Below are 15,735 nucleotides of genomic sequence, written 5' to 3' on the forward strand. Positions count from 1 at the left end.
GATCTGGATGTTCGGGACCGATGGTGATAACGTCGTTCTCAAATAGCGTAAATGATCATATTCGCTGCTCAGGAGGAGAAGTTCCATGTCTTCCCGTTCCTTGCCGTACCCGGTTTTCGACATCGACAACCACATGTACGAGACGACGGACGCGCTCACGAAGTACCTGCCGAGGGAGCATCGCGGAAAGGTCGGCTACGTCGAGGTCAACGGCCGGCCGAAGCTCGTGGTAAAGGACCACATCAGCCATATGATTCCCAACCCGACGTTCGAGCGGGTGGCCCGGCCGGGAAGCGCCGAGGACTACTTTTTGGGCAACAACCCTGAAGGCCTCAACTTCCGCGAATTCATCGGCGAGGCAATGAATGTCATCCCGGCCTACCAAGCTCCGGCACCCCGACTGGAGCTGATGGACGAGTTGGGCATCGACCAGTGCGTGATGTACCCGACCCTCGCCAGCCTCATCGAGGAACGCACCACCGATGACGTCGTCCTCACCCACGCGATCATCCACGCGCTCAACGAGTGGATGCACGAGCACTGGACGTTCAACTACCGCGACCGGATCTTCCCCACCCCCGTCATCTGCCTGCCGCTGGTGGACGAGGCCATCAGGGAATTCCACTGGGGCGTGGAGCGCGGTATGAAGACGTTCCTCGTCCGGCCTGCGCCGGTACCCAGCCGCTTCGGCGGCTCGCGGTCCATGGGGTTGCCCGAGTTCGACCCGTTCTGGGAAGAGGTCGTCAACGCCGGCATGCCGGTCACGATGCATGCCTCCGATAGCGGATATCAGAAACACCTCATGGAGTGGGAGGGCGGCGACGAGTATCTGTCGTTCAAGCCGAGTGCGCTGCGCGAGGTCGTGATGGGCCACCGGGCCATCGAGGACACCCTGGCCGCGATGATCTGCCACGGTGCGCTGTCACGCTTCCCGGACTTGAAGATTTTCTGTGTCGAAAACGGCAGCGGGTGGGTGCGCAATTTGCTCGAGCAGCTCAACACGGCGTACAAGATCATGCCCAAGGAGTTCGACGAGCATCCCGTCGAGGTGTTCAAGCGCAACATCTACATCCACCCGTTCCTGGAGGACGACCTTCAGGGAATCATCGACATCATGGGCGAGGACCACGTGATGTTCGGCTCGGACTTCCCTCACCCCGAGGGCATCGGTGACCCACTGAGCTTCGTGGACCGTCTTGACGGGATACCGGAATCGGTACAGGCAAAGATTATGGGCGGCAACGCTATTGAGCAGCTGGGCCTCAAGGTCCCGGCGTGACGCAAGCACCGGCCGCTCCCACGGTGTACAACGGCATCTCCGAATTCGAGGCGCACGTCGGTGAGCACCTCGGCTACAGCGACTGGCGACAGGTGACTCAGAACGAGATCAACCTGTTCGCCGAGGCCACCGGCGACCATCAGTGGATTCATGTCGATCCGGAGAAGGCAGCAGCCGGGCCCTACGGCAAGACCATAGCCCACGGATATTTGACGTTGTCGCTCGTACCCATTCTGGTGCAACAGATTTACCGGGTAACCGGGCTGGCAATGCAGGTCAACTACGGTTCGGACAAGCTACGATTCCCCGCTCCCGTTCCGGTCGACTCCCGCATCCGGGCCGGGGCCGAGTTGCTCAAGGTAGAGCGTGACGACAGGGGCGGCCGGGCCACGGTGCGCGTCACCGTCGAAGTCGAGGGAAACGATCGGCCGGCGTGTGTGGTCGACACGATCGCCGCGATGGTCGACGCCTAATCCGGCCCCGGAAAGCGGTACGCCCTCGCAAATAGCCGGGGACCAAACATCAAGCGTTCAGGACACGTTCGCCGATGATCCGTTGTTCACGCAATGCGGCGATCTCCGCATCGGAAAGCCCAAGCGCCCCAAGGACCTCGGCGTTATGCTGCCCAAGCGTCGGGGCCGCCGTCCGGTGCTGGTGCACGGGACCCGGTGAAATCCGAAATGGCCAGCCGGGAAATCTCTGGCGACCGGTGATCGAATGGTCCAGGTCCTGGTAGAAGCCGCGCGACTCAAGCTGTCCGACGTCATACATCCGGTCGGCGGCAAGCAGCCGCTCCGCGGGCACCCCAAGGTGCGCGAGCGTGGCAACGAGCTCGTCCGCGGGCTGCGTGCACGTCCAGCTGGTCATGATCTCGTCGAATTCGTCGTGGTGTTCCCTGCGGGCCTGCGCGGTCATGAACCGCGCATCGTCGCGCAGGTCATCGCGGTCGATGGCATCCAGCACCGAAAGCCAGTCAGCATCGTCGCGCACGGACAGCGCCACCCACTCGTCGGCGATGCTGGTGGGGTAGACGCCTTGGGCGTATTCGCGGTGGCGGTTTCCCTCGCGAGGACGCACCGTGCCCGTCAACGAGTACTCGATGACGGGTTCGGCGGTGACCGCCGCACCAATCTCGATTTGTGCGGCCTCGATCAGCTGACCTTCGCCGGTGCGGCGTCGATGTTCGAGGGCGGCCAGCAGCGCGACGCAGGCGTGCACGCCGGCAATCGGGTCAGCGGGCCCCTGCAGATTGCACGGCGGTCCGTCTGCGTACCCGGTCACGGCCGACATCCCCGCCACCTGTTCGATGTTCAGTGCCCAGCCCACGTAGTCGCGCCACGGTCCCTCCAACCCGAATCCGGGCATCCGCACCATGATCACGGCAGGGTTGACTTGCGAGATGGAGTCGTAGTCCAGCCCAAATTGCTCCACCACGCGCGGCGAGAAGTTCTCCACCACCACGTCGGCCTCGGCGGCCAGGCGCAGCGCCAGCTCCCGGCCTTCAGCGGAGGTCAGGTCCAATGTGATGTCGCGCTTGTTGAGATTGGTTCCCTGCCATAGGGGCCCGCGCTCGTACCAGTCGTCGCCCTCGCGCAGCAGCGCACCCGAGTAGCGATGCCCATCGGGGCGCTGAATGGATTCGACCTTGACGACATCGGCACCGAACGCGCCGAGGTAGCACGTCAGATACGCGCCTGCCCAGAAGGTGCTCAAGTCGAACACCTTCAAACCGGCGAACGGCAGCGCGATGTCTAGGGCGTTCGTCTCGCGCTGGGCCGCGTTGCGTTCACTCCACCCGGCCGGCACTCCCCTTCGGACGTCGGGAGCGGGCAGCGGCGGCGGGACCGGGGTCTTCGAAAGCCGGAACGGCGCACCGGGTCTCGTGAATCGCCCTGCGCCCGAGCCGGCTTCGAGGAAAAAGCCCCGCTCGGCGTACTGCGGAGAGCTCAGGATGGTATCGCCGTTCGTGACCGGCGCCGCCGGTATCCGCATGGCCTGACTCAACTCGACGAGATCGGCAACGGACATCGAATCGAGGAAGGGCTGCGCCTTCGCGAAAAACTCATCGCGCTCAGGCCCGCCCAGCATGATCGCCAGCTGATGCTCGCCGAACTCGGGCAGCCCGATCATCGCGCACACATCCAGCCAGTGCTGACCCGTCAAACAGTTGATCCCGATCCAACCGTCGGCGGCCGGCACGATTCCCAGCATCGGTGCCGCTTTGGAATTCGTCGGTAAGCCAAGGCTTTTCAGGCGTGCAGCCATCAGCATCGGATAGGGCAATGTCGACAGCAGCGACTCGAACATCGACACATCCACCTCGACCGGCCGACCCGTTCGGGCCGCGGCGATCCGCAGCGCCGTCAACGCGCCCAGGGCCGCGTACCCGCCGGCGATGTACTCCGGGATTCGGGCACCGGCCTGCACCGGCTCCCGACCGGGCTCGCGCACGTTGACCCATCCCGCCGCAGCTTGCAGGGTCAGCGGAGTCGTCACCCTGCTGGACAGCGGTCCGTCCTGACCGAAGTTGGAGATCCTGACCACGACAAGATTCGGGTTGAGCCGTTCGAGGGTGTCCCCGTCCAGGCCCCAGTCCGAACGCTCCGTCGTGCCTACCGGCAGGTTCTCCACCAGCACGTCTGCCGCAGAAATCAATTCGTGGACTGCTGCGATGTCGTTTTCCCTCGTCAGATCGATTGCGGTGCCGCGCTTTCCTGCGTTCAAGTACTCGAACAGCCCGCCATGCGGCGGATCCGGATTTTCGGACGGGAACGGACCCCATCGACGCAGGGGGTCACCTTGTAGGGGCTCGATCTTGCACACGTCGGCGCCGAGATCGACGAGCAGCTTCGCGCAGTAGGGGCCTGCGATCTCGGAGGCCACCTCGACGACGCGCAAACCGGCCAGCGGCCGGTTCACGCGGGTATCCCGATGGCCTTGGGCTCCATGTAGGCCCGCAATCCCATTACACCGCCCTCCCGGCCGATTCCGCTCTGCTTGAAGCCGCCGAACGGGGCGTCTCCGGGGATCGTTCCGTTGATCGACACCTGCCCGGTCCTGATCCGGCGGGCGATGGCGACCGCGCGGTCGACGTCGCTTCCCCACACCGCACCACCCAGACCATAGGCCGAGTTGTTGGCGATGGCGACCGCGTCATCGTCGTCCCGGTACCGCAACACGGTGAGTACGGGACCGAACACTTCCTCTTGCGCGATGTAGGAATCCGCCGATGCACCGCGAAGGATCGTCGGCTCGAAATAATAGCCGCTGCCCAAATCCTTCGGTGTGGCTCCGCCGGCCACCACGGTTGCACCGTCGGCTTCGGCGCGCTTGACGAATCCCTCGACGCGGTCGAGATGTTCGCGACTGATCAGCGGTCCCATGGTGACGGCCGGATCGACGGGGTCACCGATCACGACGGTGCGAGCCAGCGCGGCGAGCCGGTCCACCACCTCGTCATGAATCGCGTCGGAAACCAGCAGCCTGCTGTTGAGGATGCAGGCCTGGCCGGCATGCATAGTGCATCCCTCGAACAGCAGCCGCTCCAACAATTCGTCGGTGACGTCGACGTCGGGCAGTAGTACGGTCGCAGACTTGCCGCCGCATTCCAGCAAAACGCGCTTCATCGAGGTCGCGGCGGCCGCCATCACATCGCGGCCGACGGCCGAGCTGCCGGTGAAGCTGACCATGTCGACCCGAGGATCCAATGTCAAGCTCCTGCTGGCCTCGACACTGGTCGGCGTCACCACGTTGACGACGCCTGCCGGAATGTCGGTGTCCTCATCGATGATTCGCGCCAACGCCAACCCTGCCAGTGGCGTCAGCGGCGAAGGCTTGAGCACAAGTGTGTTGCCGGCCGCCAGCGCCGCACCTAGCTTCATGACGTTAAGGGTGTGCGGGAAGTTCCATGGCGTCATAGCGGCCACCACACCGAGAGGCTCGTAGCGCAACAGCGTGGTGCCCGCGGCACCCCACGCGTCCAGCTGAGCCTCTTGAGGCTCGATCGCGAGTTCGGCGGCGTGACCGACCATGAATGCCGGACCCTCGACGTGAATAATCCGCTCGTTTGCCGTACAACCCCATTCGGCCTGCGCCAGCGCGTAGATCTCCTCGCCTCTGGCCATCAAGGCATCGCTGAGTTGTCGCAGGCATCGCGCGCGTTCCGCGGGTTCGGCCGATGGCCACGCGCCGGCGTCGAATGCGGCCCGCGCCGCCGCGATCGCTTGCTGGACCTGTGCGACGCTCGCGTCGGGTGCGGTGCCGATCACTTCCTCGGTGGCGGGGTTGACGACGTCGTAGCGCCCACTATCCGCGTCTACCCACCGGCCATCGATGAAGTGCCCGTATGCGTCGAGGAGAGACCGAGAGCCAGCCATCGCCTGCCTGCCTTCCTGACTGCTTGACCGCGCCGCAGCGGTGCAACGCCATTGAAAACTTACATACTTCGACTGTGTGTACACGGCTACCACGACGCCGTCAACAGGCAATTAACCCTAATCTATCGCTATATACGCTTCGATTGACAGGTGCGTCGCGTGTACGGTAGACACCTTGGAAACGGACATTCTTTCCTAATGTGTCCGAGCAGCTCTCTGTGTCGAGGAAGGCCTGCTGTGCCCACTACCACCGTTCCGTTGCACTCACCGGACTTCTACGCCGGCGACCCCTACCCGGTCTACCGGGAGCTTCGCAACACCACTCCCGTCGTGTGGAACGACGTCACGAACTTCTGGGCGCTGTTGAAGTACGAGGACATCCGTTACGTCTCGGGCCACCCGCTGACGTTCTCGTCAACGAAGGGCATCTCGATTCCCGATCCCGCCCAGCCTGCACCCGTTCAGGAGGGCAACCTCATCTTCACCGATCCCCCGCGTCACCGGCAGCTTCGCAAGCTAATCAACTCCGGTTTCACGCGCCGCCAGGTGCAGTTGCTGGAGCCCAAGGTGCGCGAGATCGTGAAGGGAATCGTAGACAGCGTCGACCCGTCGCGCGAGTACGAATTCGCCGAAGAGATCGCCGCACCCCTTCCCACCCGGCTGATTGCCGAGATGCTCGGTGCCCCGCCCGAAGACTGGGAGCAGTTCCGCGCATGGTCGGACGCCGCGGTTGGCACGGCCGACCCGGATATCGAACTGGACTCGGTCGTCGCACTCGGTGAGTTGTACGAGTACTTCACCAAGCTCATCGCCGCACGACGTTGCGGCGAGGTCAGTGGGCAAGACGATCTGCTGAGCATCCTGGCCGCGGCCGAGGTCGACGGCGAGCAACTCACGGACGCGGATCTGCTGAACTTCTCTTTCCTGCTATTGGTCGCCGGCAACGAGACGACCCGCAACCTCATCGCACTCGGCACGTTGGCGCTCATCGACCACCCCGATCAGTTCGCCCTGCTGCGAGCGAACCCGGCGCTGCTGCCCTGTGCTGTCGAGGAAATGCTGCGATTCACCAGCCCGGTCACCCATATGGCCCGCGAGGCCACCGAGGACGTCGAAATCCGCGGTCAGCAGATCAAGGCGGGCGACACCGTTGTCATGCTTTACGGCGCCGCCAACCGCGACGAAGAGATTTTCGGGCCCACCTGTGAAGAGTTTGACATCACCCGTAACCCGAACCCGCACATCGCATTCGGTGCGGGCGAGCACGCCTGCCTTGGGGCTCAGCTCGCTCGCCTCGAAGCCAGGGTGATGTTCGAGGTGCTGTTGGGCACCTATCCGACCATCGAGCTCACCGGTGACGTGTCACGACTTCGCGCCACCATGGTGCCGGGGGTGAAACGCATGCCGATCCGACTGGGAGCCGGCAACTGATGGACTTCGACTACACGCCCGAGCAAGAACAGCTGCGACACTACTATCGGACGCGCCTCGAGGCGGTGATGACACCGGAGCGTCGCGCCGCCGTCGCCAACCTCACCGAGGGGGGTGCCGCAATGACCGAGTGCCGGCGCGCCCTCGGTGAAGCCGGGCTGCTCGGAGTCGCCTGGCCGGTGGAATACGGTGGCGGCGGGCTAACGGCACTGGAACAGTACATTTTTTCGGAGGAGGCGCGGCGAGTCAACGCGCCGTTGCCGATGATCACGCTCAACACGGTGGGCCCCACCCTCATTCAATACGGAACCGACGAGCAAAAGTCCAAATTCCTGCCCGCAATCCTCAAGGGCACGGTCGATTTCGCGATCGGCTACTCGGAGCCCGGCGCCGGCAGCGACCTCGCGTCGCTGCGCACCACCGCTGTGCGCGACGGCGACGAGTTCATCATCAACGGATCGAAAATGTTCACCAGCGGCGCCGAGTTCGCCGACTACATCTGGTTGGCGGCGCGCACCGACCCAACTGTCAAGAAGCACAAGGGAATCACATTATTCATCGTGCCGACCGACTCACCGGGCTTTTCCTGGAAGCCACTTCACACCATGCCGGGTGTGTCCACGTACTACACGTTCTACGATGACGTCCGAGTCCCGAAGAGTGCCGTCGTGCTCGGCGAAAACCAGGGTTGGACGCTCGTGACGAACCAGCTGAACCTGGAACGCGCCGCCCTCGGCAACCTCGGTGCGCTGGAACCGCTCTTCAATAAGACGCTCAAATGGGCGTCCACGACACCGCTCGACGACGGCTTGGTCATCGACCAGCCCTGGGTGCAGCAGGCGCTGGCCCGGGTCGAAGCACAAGTCGCCGCCTACCGGATGCTGAACTTGCGCGTGAACGCGACGATGAGCTCTGGGGCGCTCGGCATGGGCGAAGCCTCCGCGGCAAAGGTATTCGGTACCGAGCTCACCCAACAGGTTGCTCGGGAACTTCTCGACGTCGTGGGGCAGGCGGGTGTGCGCAAGGGCACGGCGGCCCCGCTCAAGGGCGAGCTGGAAAGCGCCTACCGCCTTGCGGTCATCAACACATTCGGCGGCGGGGCAAACGAGCTTCAACGCGACATCATCGCTATCGCCGGTCTCGGGATGCCGCGCGCGCCCCGCGACATGCGGGCCGCCAGCGCATCGGAGAAAGGAAGCTCCAACCCGTGACCGAGACAACGAAAGACGAGCTGCGCGAACGCCTCGATGCCCTCATCGGAAAGCCGATCAGTTCAGGGCAGCCCGTCAAGGCGCCAGATCCCGTTAACGCGGCCATGATTCGGCACTGGGCGTACGCGTTGGACGATCTGAACCCCGCATACCTGGATCCGGAGTTCGCCGCTTCCTCCCGCTACGGCGGCCTGGTCTCACCTCCCGTCATGCTGCAGTCGTGGACCATGGCCCCACCCAAACTGGTCGGCATTCACGAACGCGGCGGAGTCCCGGTCGAGCTCAAGGAGAACCCGCTGCAGTTCCTCACCGACGCCGGCTACACCGGCACCGTCGCCACCAACTCCGAGTTCGAGCTCGAGCGATACCCGCGCGTCGGCGACGACATCACCGCCGAAACCGTTTTCGAGACCATCTCCGATGAGAAGAAGACAGCGATGGGCATGGGATACTTCGTCACCTGGATTACGACCTACCGCGATCAGAACGGTGAAGTGATCGGCCGCCAACGGTTCCGTACCCTGCGATTCAAGACAGGAAGCTGATGGCCAACAGACTTGCCCCTTCGATCAGTCCGGACACCGAGTTCTTCTGGTCAGGACTCAAAGACCATAAGCTGCTGATCCAGCGGTGCACGGACTGCAAGACGTTACGGGTGCCGCCTCGCCCGATGTGCGGAAGCTGTCAATCACTCAACTGGGATTCCGTCGAATCGACCGGGCGTGGAACGGTTTACAGCTTCATAATGCCGCAATATCCGCCGCTGCCGTTCCTCCAGTACCCCTACGTGGTGGCACTGATCGAGCTCGACGAAGGCGTGCGCATCGTCTCGAACCTGTGCGACATCGAGCCAACGACCATCGAGGTCGGGCTACCAGTCGAAGTCTTCTACGAGAAGTTCGAAGCAATCCCGAGCGGCGAAGAGCTGGTGCTGCACCAGTTCCGGCCCGCGCGCTGACAAGCGAGGCGTCAAGCGAGCATGGACTTTTCCTTCACCGAAGAACAAGAGACCGTCGGCAAGGTGGCCCGTCAGCTGTTCGAGCACCGAGCCACGCCCGAACATCTCACCGACCTGGAATCGGGCCCGGTCCGGCACGACCCCGCGCTGTGGCGCGAGCTGGCTGCGTCGGATTTGCTGGGCATCGCGCTACCCGAGGCCATCGGCGGTAGCGGTGGTGGCTTCCTCGACCTCGGCGTCCTACTCGCCGAGGTCGGCTGGAGCGTAGCGCCGGTCCCCGTTTACGCGACGCTCGTGCTGGGCGCGGACACGATTGCGCGACACGGGGACTCAGCACTTCAGCAGCGTTACCTACCGAAGGTAGTGGATGGCAGTGCAATCCTGACCGCAGCACTCACCGAACCGGGCAACTCCGATCCCACCGCGCCACGCACCGCCGCGCGGGCCGATGGGGACACCTGGATCCTGGACGGCAACAAGGAACTCGTGCCCGCGGCGCAACTTGCCGACGCCATCGTGGTTTCGGCCCGGGCCGACGACGGCGCGGGCCTGTTCGTCGTCGACTCGCAGACCGACGGCGTCACCGTGACGGCGGCGGACACCACCGACGGTGAACCCTACGGAGACGTGGAACTCGCCGGCGCCATCGGACACCGGCTCGGCGTTGACGGTGCCCGCGCGGTCGGTTCGCTGTACACCCGGGCACTTATCGGCCTATGCGCCATGCAGGTCGGCGTGGCCGAACGAGCGCTGAGGCTCGCCGCTTCCTACACCAGCGAACGTGAGCAGTTCGGCAGGCCGATCGGCTCGTTCCAGGCGGTGCAGCAACGGCTGGCCGATGCGTTCATCGACGTCGAGGCCATTCGCTGGACGACCTGGCACGCGGCGTGGTTGATTGCCCAGGGCCGGCCCGCCGGCCGCGAAGCGTCCATCGCCAAGTTCTGGGCGGCCGAAGCGGGGGCACGGGTCGTCGCGTCGGCCCAGCAGGTGCATGGCGGCATGGGTATCGATGTCACCTATCCGCTTCACCGTTATTTTCTGTGGGCCAAGCAGATTGAGCTTTCACTCGGCTCGGCCTCCCAACAACTGGCCCGGCTCGGCGCCGCCTACCCGGAAGGAAGCAAATGACCTCCACCGTCGACCGCACCACAACGCTGGCATTCAACTCCATCAACGTCGGCGACGAAATCACGCCGATGGACGTTCCGGTGACCACCACGCTGATAGTCGCCGGCGCCATCGCGTCCCGTGACTACATGCCGGTGCACCACGACCGGGACTTCGCGAATTCGCAAGGCTCTAAGGACATTTTCTTGAATATCCTGACGACCAACGGGCTGTGTGTGAAGTTCTTGCACGACTGGGCGGGTCCCGAGGCGATGATCAGGAAGCTTTCCATTCGTCTCGGCGTGCCGGCCTACCCGAATGATCCGATGCGCTTCACGGGATCAGTTACGGACAAATCGTCGACCGACGGCGAAGGACTGGTCGAGGTTACCTTCAAGGGCACCAATAGCCTGGGGGACCACGTCTCCGGCACCGCGGTGCTCAGCCTGCTCAAAGGCGTGGATGCATGACCGACGGCATTGGCGGCAAGGCTGCCCTCGTCGGGATAGGCCAAACCGAATTCTCCAAAGAATCGGGCCGAAGCGAGATGCAGCTCGCCTGCGAGGCGGTGAAGGCCGCTATCGACGACGCCGGGCTGCGCCCCTCCGAGATCGACGGCATGGTCACCTTCAGCGTCGACGACAACGAGGAAATCGAGGTCGCCCGCAATGTCGGAATCCGCGACCTGACCTTCTTCACCAGGGTCCCCCACGGGGGCGGGGCGGCCGCGGGAACCGTGATGCAGGCCGCGATGGCTGTCGCGACGGGTGCGGCAGAGGCGGTAGTGTGCTACCGCGCCTTCAACGAGCGCTCCGGCTTCCGCTTCGGCGGGGCCGGCCGCCAGCCGGGCGTAACACCGTTGTGGATGGCGCCGTACGCGCCGTTCGGGTTCATGACCCCGGCAGCCTGGGTCGCGTTGCACGCCCAACGGTACATGACGACCTACGGCGTCACCAACGCCGACTTCGGCAAGATCTCCGTCATCGACCGCAAGCACGCGGCGAACAACCCCGACGCCTGGTTCTACGGAAAACCGATAACCCTTGAGCAACACCAGCAATCGCGATGGATCATCGACCCGGTGCTGAGACTCCTTGACTGCTGCCAGGAAAGCGACGGCGGCGTCGCAATGGTTGTGACGAGCGTCGAGCGGGCGCGAGACTTGGCCAAGCCGCCCGCCGTCATCACGGCCGCCGCGCAGGGTGCCGCCTACGACGGCGAAGTAATGACGAGTTATTACCGCGAAGAGATCACGGGCCTGCCTGAGATGGGTGTCGTCGGCGCCAAGCTGTGGCGAGACTCCGGCCTCAAGCCGCAAGACATTTCGACGGCATTCCTCTACGACCACTTCACACCCTTCGTCTTCACTCAACTCGAGGAACTGGGGTTCTGCGGACGCGGGGAGGCAAAGGACTTCGTCTCGGTCGACGACCTGTCCATCGGCGGCCGCATGCCGATCAACACCAACGGTGGGCTGCTGGGCGAGGCCTACATCCATGGCATGAACGGCATTACCGAGGGCGTGCGGCAGGTGCGCGGCACGTCCCACAATCAGGTGGACAACGTCGAACACGTGCTCGTCACCTCGGGGACGGGCGTCCCGACGAGCGGTTTGATCCTCGCGCCCGATCGCTGAGTACGGAAGCGAGGCAGCCTGGTGACGCACGCGACCGCGGTCGACACACGCGCAGTACTCATCTCGGCCGCGTTCGCATGCTTTCGCACACAGGGCTTGCGGAAGACGACGATCGTCGACATCGCCAGGGCCGCAGGTGTTTCCAGGAGCACGTTCTACGAGTATTTCCGGGACAAGGAAACGATCGTCGAGTCCTGCGCGGAAGCGGCCTCGCAGAGCTTCTATCGCAGGCTGGCCAAGGCGATCGACCGCCACGGCGGGAGCACGCTAGAGGACAAGTTGGTACGCGCCGGCGTCTTTGTCACCCAGGCCCGTCGGGTGGTGGAGCCCGAGTCGTATTTCGACCAAGAAGAGGTCAACCTGATGTTGACCAAGAACGCCTCGACTCTCCTGCGGGAATGCAGCGAGTTTCTCGCGCCCTATGTCTCGGCCGCGCGGCTCACCGGCGAGGTGCGCTCTGACCTCGACATCCGCGCGGCAACGGAGTGGTTCGCTCGGATGTTGTTCTCGCTGTTCACAACTCCGTCGCCCTATCTCGACATGGGTAACGACGACGCCGTCGCCGACTTCATCCGCGGCTACGTGGTGCGCGGATTCTTAAACGGCCGGTTCAGGACGCGCTAGTCGCTCGCGGGCAGCGTTGCACCCTTGGCTCTGCAGCCGCATCCGGAAATCATCTCGAAATGCTGCCTTCACGGAGGAAGTTGACGGTGTATGCCTGGTACGTCAGACCGTTGGGATCGAGGCCGATGAGCTCGACGAAGGGGTACCACTCCGGGGAATCGACGAACCAGTCCCAACGAGTGATGTGGCCCTCCTCGTTGGTCCACGCGTAGTCCCATTCGTGGAGTTCGAGCACGGTCCCGTCGGCCAGCGTTCCCGCATAGGTGTCGCGGACCGCGAACCCCCAATCTGCGGCCGCGCAGTCAAACCGCGTAACGATCCGAAAGTCGGGCAAGTGCTTCCACCACATGCGAAATTCGCAAGTGGGCATGTCACCATCCGGCGCGAAGTTCTGCATCGCCTCCAGGACCTCATCAGACGCGAGGTTCGCCATCGGGCTCTCCGCCCCGTTGTTGAAGAGGGGGCACATCATCACCGCGTCCGGTGCGTAGATCCACTCATCGCCGTAGCTGATCTTCTTGGTCTCCGGAGCCATCGCGTACGTTTCCCATTTTGCATGGGCGATCCTGCGGTGCAGTCGCTCGATCCGACATCACGTTGTCCCCTTCTTACGCACGGGAACATTGGACCAGCCACAGACATTCGACATCGCGACCCGCCGCAACCCGCTGCGATCGATTTCGTACTCCGGGATGAGGTCAAGCAGAGCCTCCAGCGCGATGCGGCTCTCCATCCTCGCCAGCGCCGCCCCCAGGCAGCTGTGCACGCCGTAACCGAACGCGAGGTTGAAACCCATCTTGCGTTCCCGGTCGATGTCGAGTCGATCGGGATCCGGAAACATCCGCTCATCGCGTGTCGCCGCGCCCGTAACGAGCAGGACGGCGCTGCCCGCGGGAATTGTGCTGCCGTGCAACGTGACATCGCGGGTGGCGGTGCGGATCTGATACTGCGACGGTGCCTCGTAGCGCAATAGCTCTTCGATCGCCGCGGGAATCCTGCTCCGGTCAGCACGCAGCTTGTTCCACTGGTCCGGAAAGTCGGCGAAGGCAACCATGGCGTTGCCGACGAGCTTGGTCACGGTCTCTGCGCCTGCTCCCCCGAGCATGGTCGCGAACCCGGTGATATCCACGTCAGTGAGCTTCTCCACCTGGCCGTCTCGCTCGATCTCGGTCTCGATGAGTCGGCTGATCATGTCGTCGCGGGGCTCGGCGCGACGCTGCTGGACCAGGTTGTAGTAGTAGATCCCGGTCTTTGTGGAGGCCTCGAAACCTGCTCGGGTGGTGGCGATCTCACCTGGGCGTCGTTCAATGAGCAGATCGAGCCAGACCCGAATCTGGTCGCGGTCCTGCTTCGGCACACCCAGCATGGTGGTAATGACCTCGTTCGGAAACAGTGCCGAGAAGTCGGCCACCACGTCGAAGGAGGATGCGTCGAGCGCGTGAATGCGTTCGTAAAGCTTTTCGCGCACCATGTCTTCCAGCGAGGCGATGGCGCGCGGAGTGAAAACGTTGCTCACCAGCTTTCGCATCTTCTGATGTTCGGGTGGATCCATCGAGATGATCACTTTGGGAACTGGCAGTGCGTCGTCGTGCGCCTGAACCATGTCCAACGTGGCGCCCTTAGCCGATGAAAAGGTTTCGTGGTCTTTGGTTGCGCGCGCAACGTCGTCGTAGCGGGTCAGCGCCCAGAAATCCCACTTCGCGCTGTAATAGACCGGAGCCGTGTCGCGCAACCGCCGGTAGGTGTCGAACGCTCCGTTGAAGAAGTCTTCCGAGAAGGGGTCGAACTCGACGGAGTCACCGGAAACAACCTGCGGCGCGGTCGGGCTCATAGGATCGCTCCGGCTTCCTTATAGCCCATGATGGTGTCCCAATCCAAGCCCGCATCCATCAACACCTCTTCGGTGTGTTGGCCGTGCTCGGGTGCCCCCGACGGTACAACGGCCTGTTCGTCGAATTGAACCGGGTTCGTGGGCAGTGAGTACGGCGAACCATTCATCGTCATGGTGTTGGCGATATAGCCATTCGCGGTCACAGCCGGGTCGTGGCACAGCTCCCCCGGCGTCTGAACCACGCCCCAGGCGCCGGAAACGTCGGCCAGCGCTTCACGCCATTGTGCGAGTGTACGTTGCGCGAACGCATCGTCCATCAGCGAGATCAGCTCTGCGCGATTAGCGAAACGCGCAGCGGGATCGGCGAATCGGACATCATCGATCAACTCGGGTAGACCGATGGCGCGCATCGTTTCCGGATAGAACTTGTCCAGTTGCAGCATCATCAGCTGGACGTAGCGGTCATCTTTGGTGCGGTAGGTCCCCACTAAGGGATTGGGTGCGTCGGCGTGGCTGTACTTCGGAACCGCGCCGCCGCCGTGGATCTGGCTTACGGCGACATCGGGGCTGAGGTTCCAGGCCGCCAATCCCAGCAGGGAAACATCCACCACCGATCCCCGGCCGGTAGTGGCCTTTTTGTACAACGCGGCCGCGATTCCGCCCGCGATCGTCATCCCCCCGAGCAGGTCGCCAAAGGCCGGCCGCGAGCGCACCAGCTCATCAGCGTCTTCAGTGAGCACGGTGGCAATACCGCCGCGCGCCCAGTAAGAGACGCCGTCATAGCCCGGCTTGTCCGAGTCGGGCCCCTTCGGCCCGTGGCCCGACCCTCGCACGTAGACGATGCTGGGGTTGGCAGCCGTGATGTCGTCGACGTCGATGCCCAGTTTTCTGCGGCGGCTTGGCAAATAACTGGTGAGAAAGACATCACACGTCGCGGCAAGCTTGCGGATGACGTCTTGGCCACCGGGGGTACTGAGGTCGACGCCGATCGACTTCTTACCCCGATTGGGTATCTCGATCATGTAGTTGACCGTGCCGCCGCCCTCGTCGACGATGCCCATCGTGACGAGCCCGCGCTGCGGGTCACCGCCCTGGCGCGGCTCGACCTTTATGACCTCGGCCCCCCACTCCGCCAGGACGGCGCCGGCCGACGGCACGAAGGTCCAGGCGGCAACCTCCAGCACGCGGACACCGCTGAGAACTTTGTCGATGGAAATGACGGCCTCCATGGGGTGCGGTGCGAGGGTGCGAGCACACAAACAGATCAGCAACGGCGATAACG

15 protein-coding genes are annotated in these 15,735 nt (G+C 63.7%); 10 read left to right on the top strand and 5 right to left on the bottom strand.

The window, feature by feature from the left end; genetic code table 11:
* Positions 1 to 85: 85 nt before the first annotated feature.
* Positions 86 to 1,279 (top strand): amidohydrolase family protein, encoded by a 1,194-nt coding sequence (locus A5686_RS12835; protein ID WP_067934586.1) that lies wholly within the window; start codon positions 86 to 88, stop codon positions 1,277 to 1,279.
* Positions 1,276 to 1,752 (top strand): MaoC family dehydratase, encoded by a 477-nt coding sequence (locus A5686_RS12840; RefSeq protein WP_067934588.1) that lies wholly within the window; start codon positions 1,276 to 1,278, stop codon positions 1,750 to 1,752. The genes A5686_RS12835 and A5686_RS12840 overlap by 4 nt, the downstream gene beginning before the upstream one ends.
* Before the next feature lie 49 nt (positions 1,753 to 1,801).
* Here A5686_RS12840 and A5686_RS12845 read toward each other — a convergent pair whose 3' ends face one another.
* Both A5686_RS12845 and A5686_RS12850 read right to left on the bottom strand, forming a co-directional pair.
* A complete protein-coding gene (locus A5686_RS12845) occupies positions 1,802 to 4,198 on the bottom strand; it encodes a CaiB/BaiF CoA-transferase family protein (RefSeq protein ID WP_067934590.1) in 2,397 nt (798 codons plus the stop codon).
* Positions 4,195 to 5,655, bottom strand: a complete 1,461-nt coding sequence (locus A5686_RS12850) for an aldehyde dehydrogenase family protein (protein ID WP_067934592.1) — start codon at positions 5,653 to 5,655, stop codon at positions 4,195 to 4,197. The genes A5686_RS12845 and A5686_RS12850 overlap by 4 nt, the downstream gene beginning before the upstream one ends.
* A 198-nt stretch (positions 5,656 to 5,853) precedes the next feature.
* On the opposite strand from A5686_RS12850, the gene A5686_RS12855 reads away from it, so the two are divergent.
* From A5686_RS12855 to A5686_RS12890, 8 genes are read left to right on the top strand one after another with little or no spacing between them, the layout of a single operon-like run.
* A complete protein-coding gene (locus A5686_RS12855; RefSeq protein ID WP_067934594.1) occupies positions 5,854 to 7,086 on the top strand; it encodes a cytochrome P450 in 1,233 nt (410 codons plus the stop codon).
* Positions 7,086 to 8,297 (top strand): acyl-CoA dehydrogenase family protein, encoded by a 1,212-nt coding sequence (locus A5686_RS12860; RefSeq protein WP_067934596.1) that lies wholly within the window; start codon positions 7,086 to 7,088, stop codon positions 8,295 to 8,297. The genes A5686_RS12855 and A5686_RS12860 overlap by 1 nt, the downstream gene beginning before the upstream one ends.
* Entirely contained in the window at positions 8,294 to 8,842 is a 549-nt protein-coding gene (locus A5686_RS12865; protein ID WP_067934598.1) for a MaoC family dehydratase N-terminal domain-containing protein, read from the top strand. The genes A5686_RS12860 and A5686_RS12865 overlap by 4 nt, the downstream gene beginning before the upstream one ends.
* On the top strand, positions 8,842 to 9,255 hold the full coding sequence (locus A5686_RS12870) for a Zn-ribbon domain-containing OB-fold protein (protein WP_067934601.1): 414 nt from the start codon (positions 8,842 to 8,844) through the stop codon (positions 9,253 to 9,255). The genes A5686_RS12865 and A5686_RS12870 overlap by 1 nt, the downstream gene beginning before the upstream one ends.
* A 21-nt stretch (positions 9,256 to 9,276) precedes the next feature.
* A complete protein-coding gene (locus A5686_RS12875; protein WP_067934603.1) occupies positions 9,277 to 10,383 on the top strand; it encodes an acyl-CoA dehydrogenase family protein in 1,107 nt (368 codons plus the stop codon).
* Positions 10,380 to 10,832, top strand: coding sequence for a MaoC family dehydratase (locus tag A5686_RS12880; protein ID WP_067934606.1), 453 nt, complete (start codon positions 10,380 to 10,382; stop codon positions 10,830 to 10,832). Before A5686_RS12875 ends, A5686_RS12880 begins: the two co-directional genes overlap by 4 nt.
* On the top strand, positions 10,829 to 11,998 hold the full coding sequence (locus A5686_RS12885) for a lipid-transfer protein (protein WP_064951520.1): 1,170 nt from the start codon (positions 10,829 to 10,831) through the stop codon (positions 11,996 to 11,998). Before A5686_RS12880 ends, A5686_RS12885 begins: the two co-directional genes overlap by 4 nt.
* A 21-nt stretch (positions 11,999 to 12,019) precedes the next feature.
* Entirely contained in the window at positions 12,020 to 12,622 is a 603-nt protein-coding gene (locus tag A5686_RS12890) for a TetR/AcrR family transcriptional regulator (protein WP_082947613.1), read from the top strand.
* A gap of 49 nt (positions 12,623 to 12,671) precedes the next feature.
* Here A5686_RS12890 and A5686_RS12895 read toward each other — a convergent pair whose 3' ends face one another.
* From A5686_RS12895 to A5686_RS12905, 3 genes are read right to left on the bottom strand one after another with little or no spacing between them, the layout of a single operon-like run.
* Positions 12,672 to 13,157: a hypothetical protein gene (locus tag A5686_RS12895; RefSeq protein ID WP_231986369.1), complete on the bottom strand. Its 486-nt coding sequence runs from the start codon at positions 13,155 to 13,157 to the stop codon at positions 12,672 to 12,674.
* Positions 13,158 to 13,214: 57 nt separating this feature from the next.
* Positions 13,215 to 14,453: a cytochrome P450 gene (locus A5686_RS12900; protein ID WP_067934612.1), complete on the bottom strand. Its 1,239-nt coding sequence runs from the start codon at positions 14,451 to 14,453 to the stop codon at positions 13,215 to 13,217.
* Entirely contained in the window at positions 14,450 to 15,682 is a 1,233-nt protein-coding gene (locus A5686_RS12905) for a CaiB/BaiF CoA-transferase family protein (RefSeq protein WP_067934613.1), read from the bottom strand. Before A5686_RS12905 ends, A5686_RS12900 begins: the two co-directional genes overlap by 4 nt.
* Positions 15,683 to 15,735: the final 53 nt, after the last annotated feature.

The organism is Mycobacterium sp. E2479 (assembly GCF_001667925.1).
In the GTDB taxonomy this organism is placed as follows: Bacteria; Actinomycetota; Actinomycetes; order Mycobacteriales; family Mycobacteriaceae; genus Mycobacterium.

Bases quoted from the DNA above. Each gene is read 5' to 3' on its own strand.
- A5686_RS12895 (WP_231986369.1), bottom strand. From the start codon at position 13,157: ATGGCTCCGGAGACCAAGAAGATCAGCTACGGCGATGAGTGGATCTAC.
- A5686_RS12905 (WP_067934613.1), bottom strand. From the start codon at position 15,682: ATGGAGGCCGTCATTTCCATCGACAAAGTTCTCAGCGGTGTCCGCGTG.
- A5686_RS12900 (WP_067934612.1), bottom strand. From the start codon at position 14,453: ATGAGCCCGACCGCGCCGCAGGTTGTTTCCGGTGACTCCGTCGAGTTC.
- A5686_RS12860 (WP_067934596.1), top strand. From the start codon at position 7,086: ATGGACTTCGACTACACGCCCGAGCAAGAACAGCTGCGACACTACTAT.
- A5686_RS12880 (WP_067934606.1), top strand. From the start codon at position 10,380: ATGACCTCCACCGTCGACCGCACCACAACGCTGGCATTCAACTCCATC.
- A5686_RS12870 (WP_067934601.1), top strand. From the start codon at position 8,842: ATGGCCAACAGACTTGCCCCTTCGATCAGTCCGGACACCGAGTTCTTC.
- A5686_RS12855 (WP_067934594.1), top strand. From the start codon at position 5,854: ATGTGTCCGAGCAGCTCTCTGTGTCGAGGAAGGCCTGCTGTGCCCACT.
- A5686_RS12850 (WP_067934592.1), bottom strand. From the start codon at position 5,655: ATGGCTGGCTCTCGGTCTCTCCTCGACGCATACGGGCACTTCATCGAT.
- A5686_RS12835 (WP_067934586.1), top strand. From the start codon at position 86: ATGTCTTCCCGTTCCTTGCCGTACCCGGTTTTCGACATCGACAACCAC.
- A5686_RS12885 (WP_064951520.1), top strand. From the start codon at position 10,829: ATGACCGACGGCATTGGCGGCAAGGCTGCCCTCGTCGGGATAGGCCAA.
- A5686_RS12875 (WP_067934603.1), top strand. From the start codon at position 9,277: ATGGACTTTTCCTTCACCGAAGAACAAGAGACCGTCGGCAAGGTGGCC.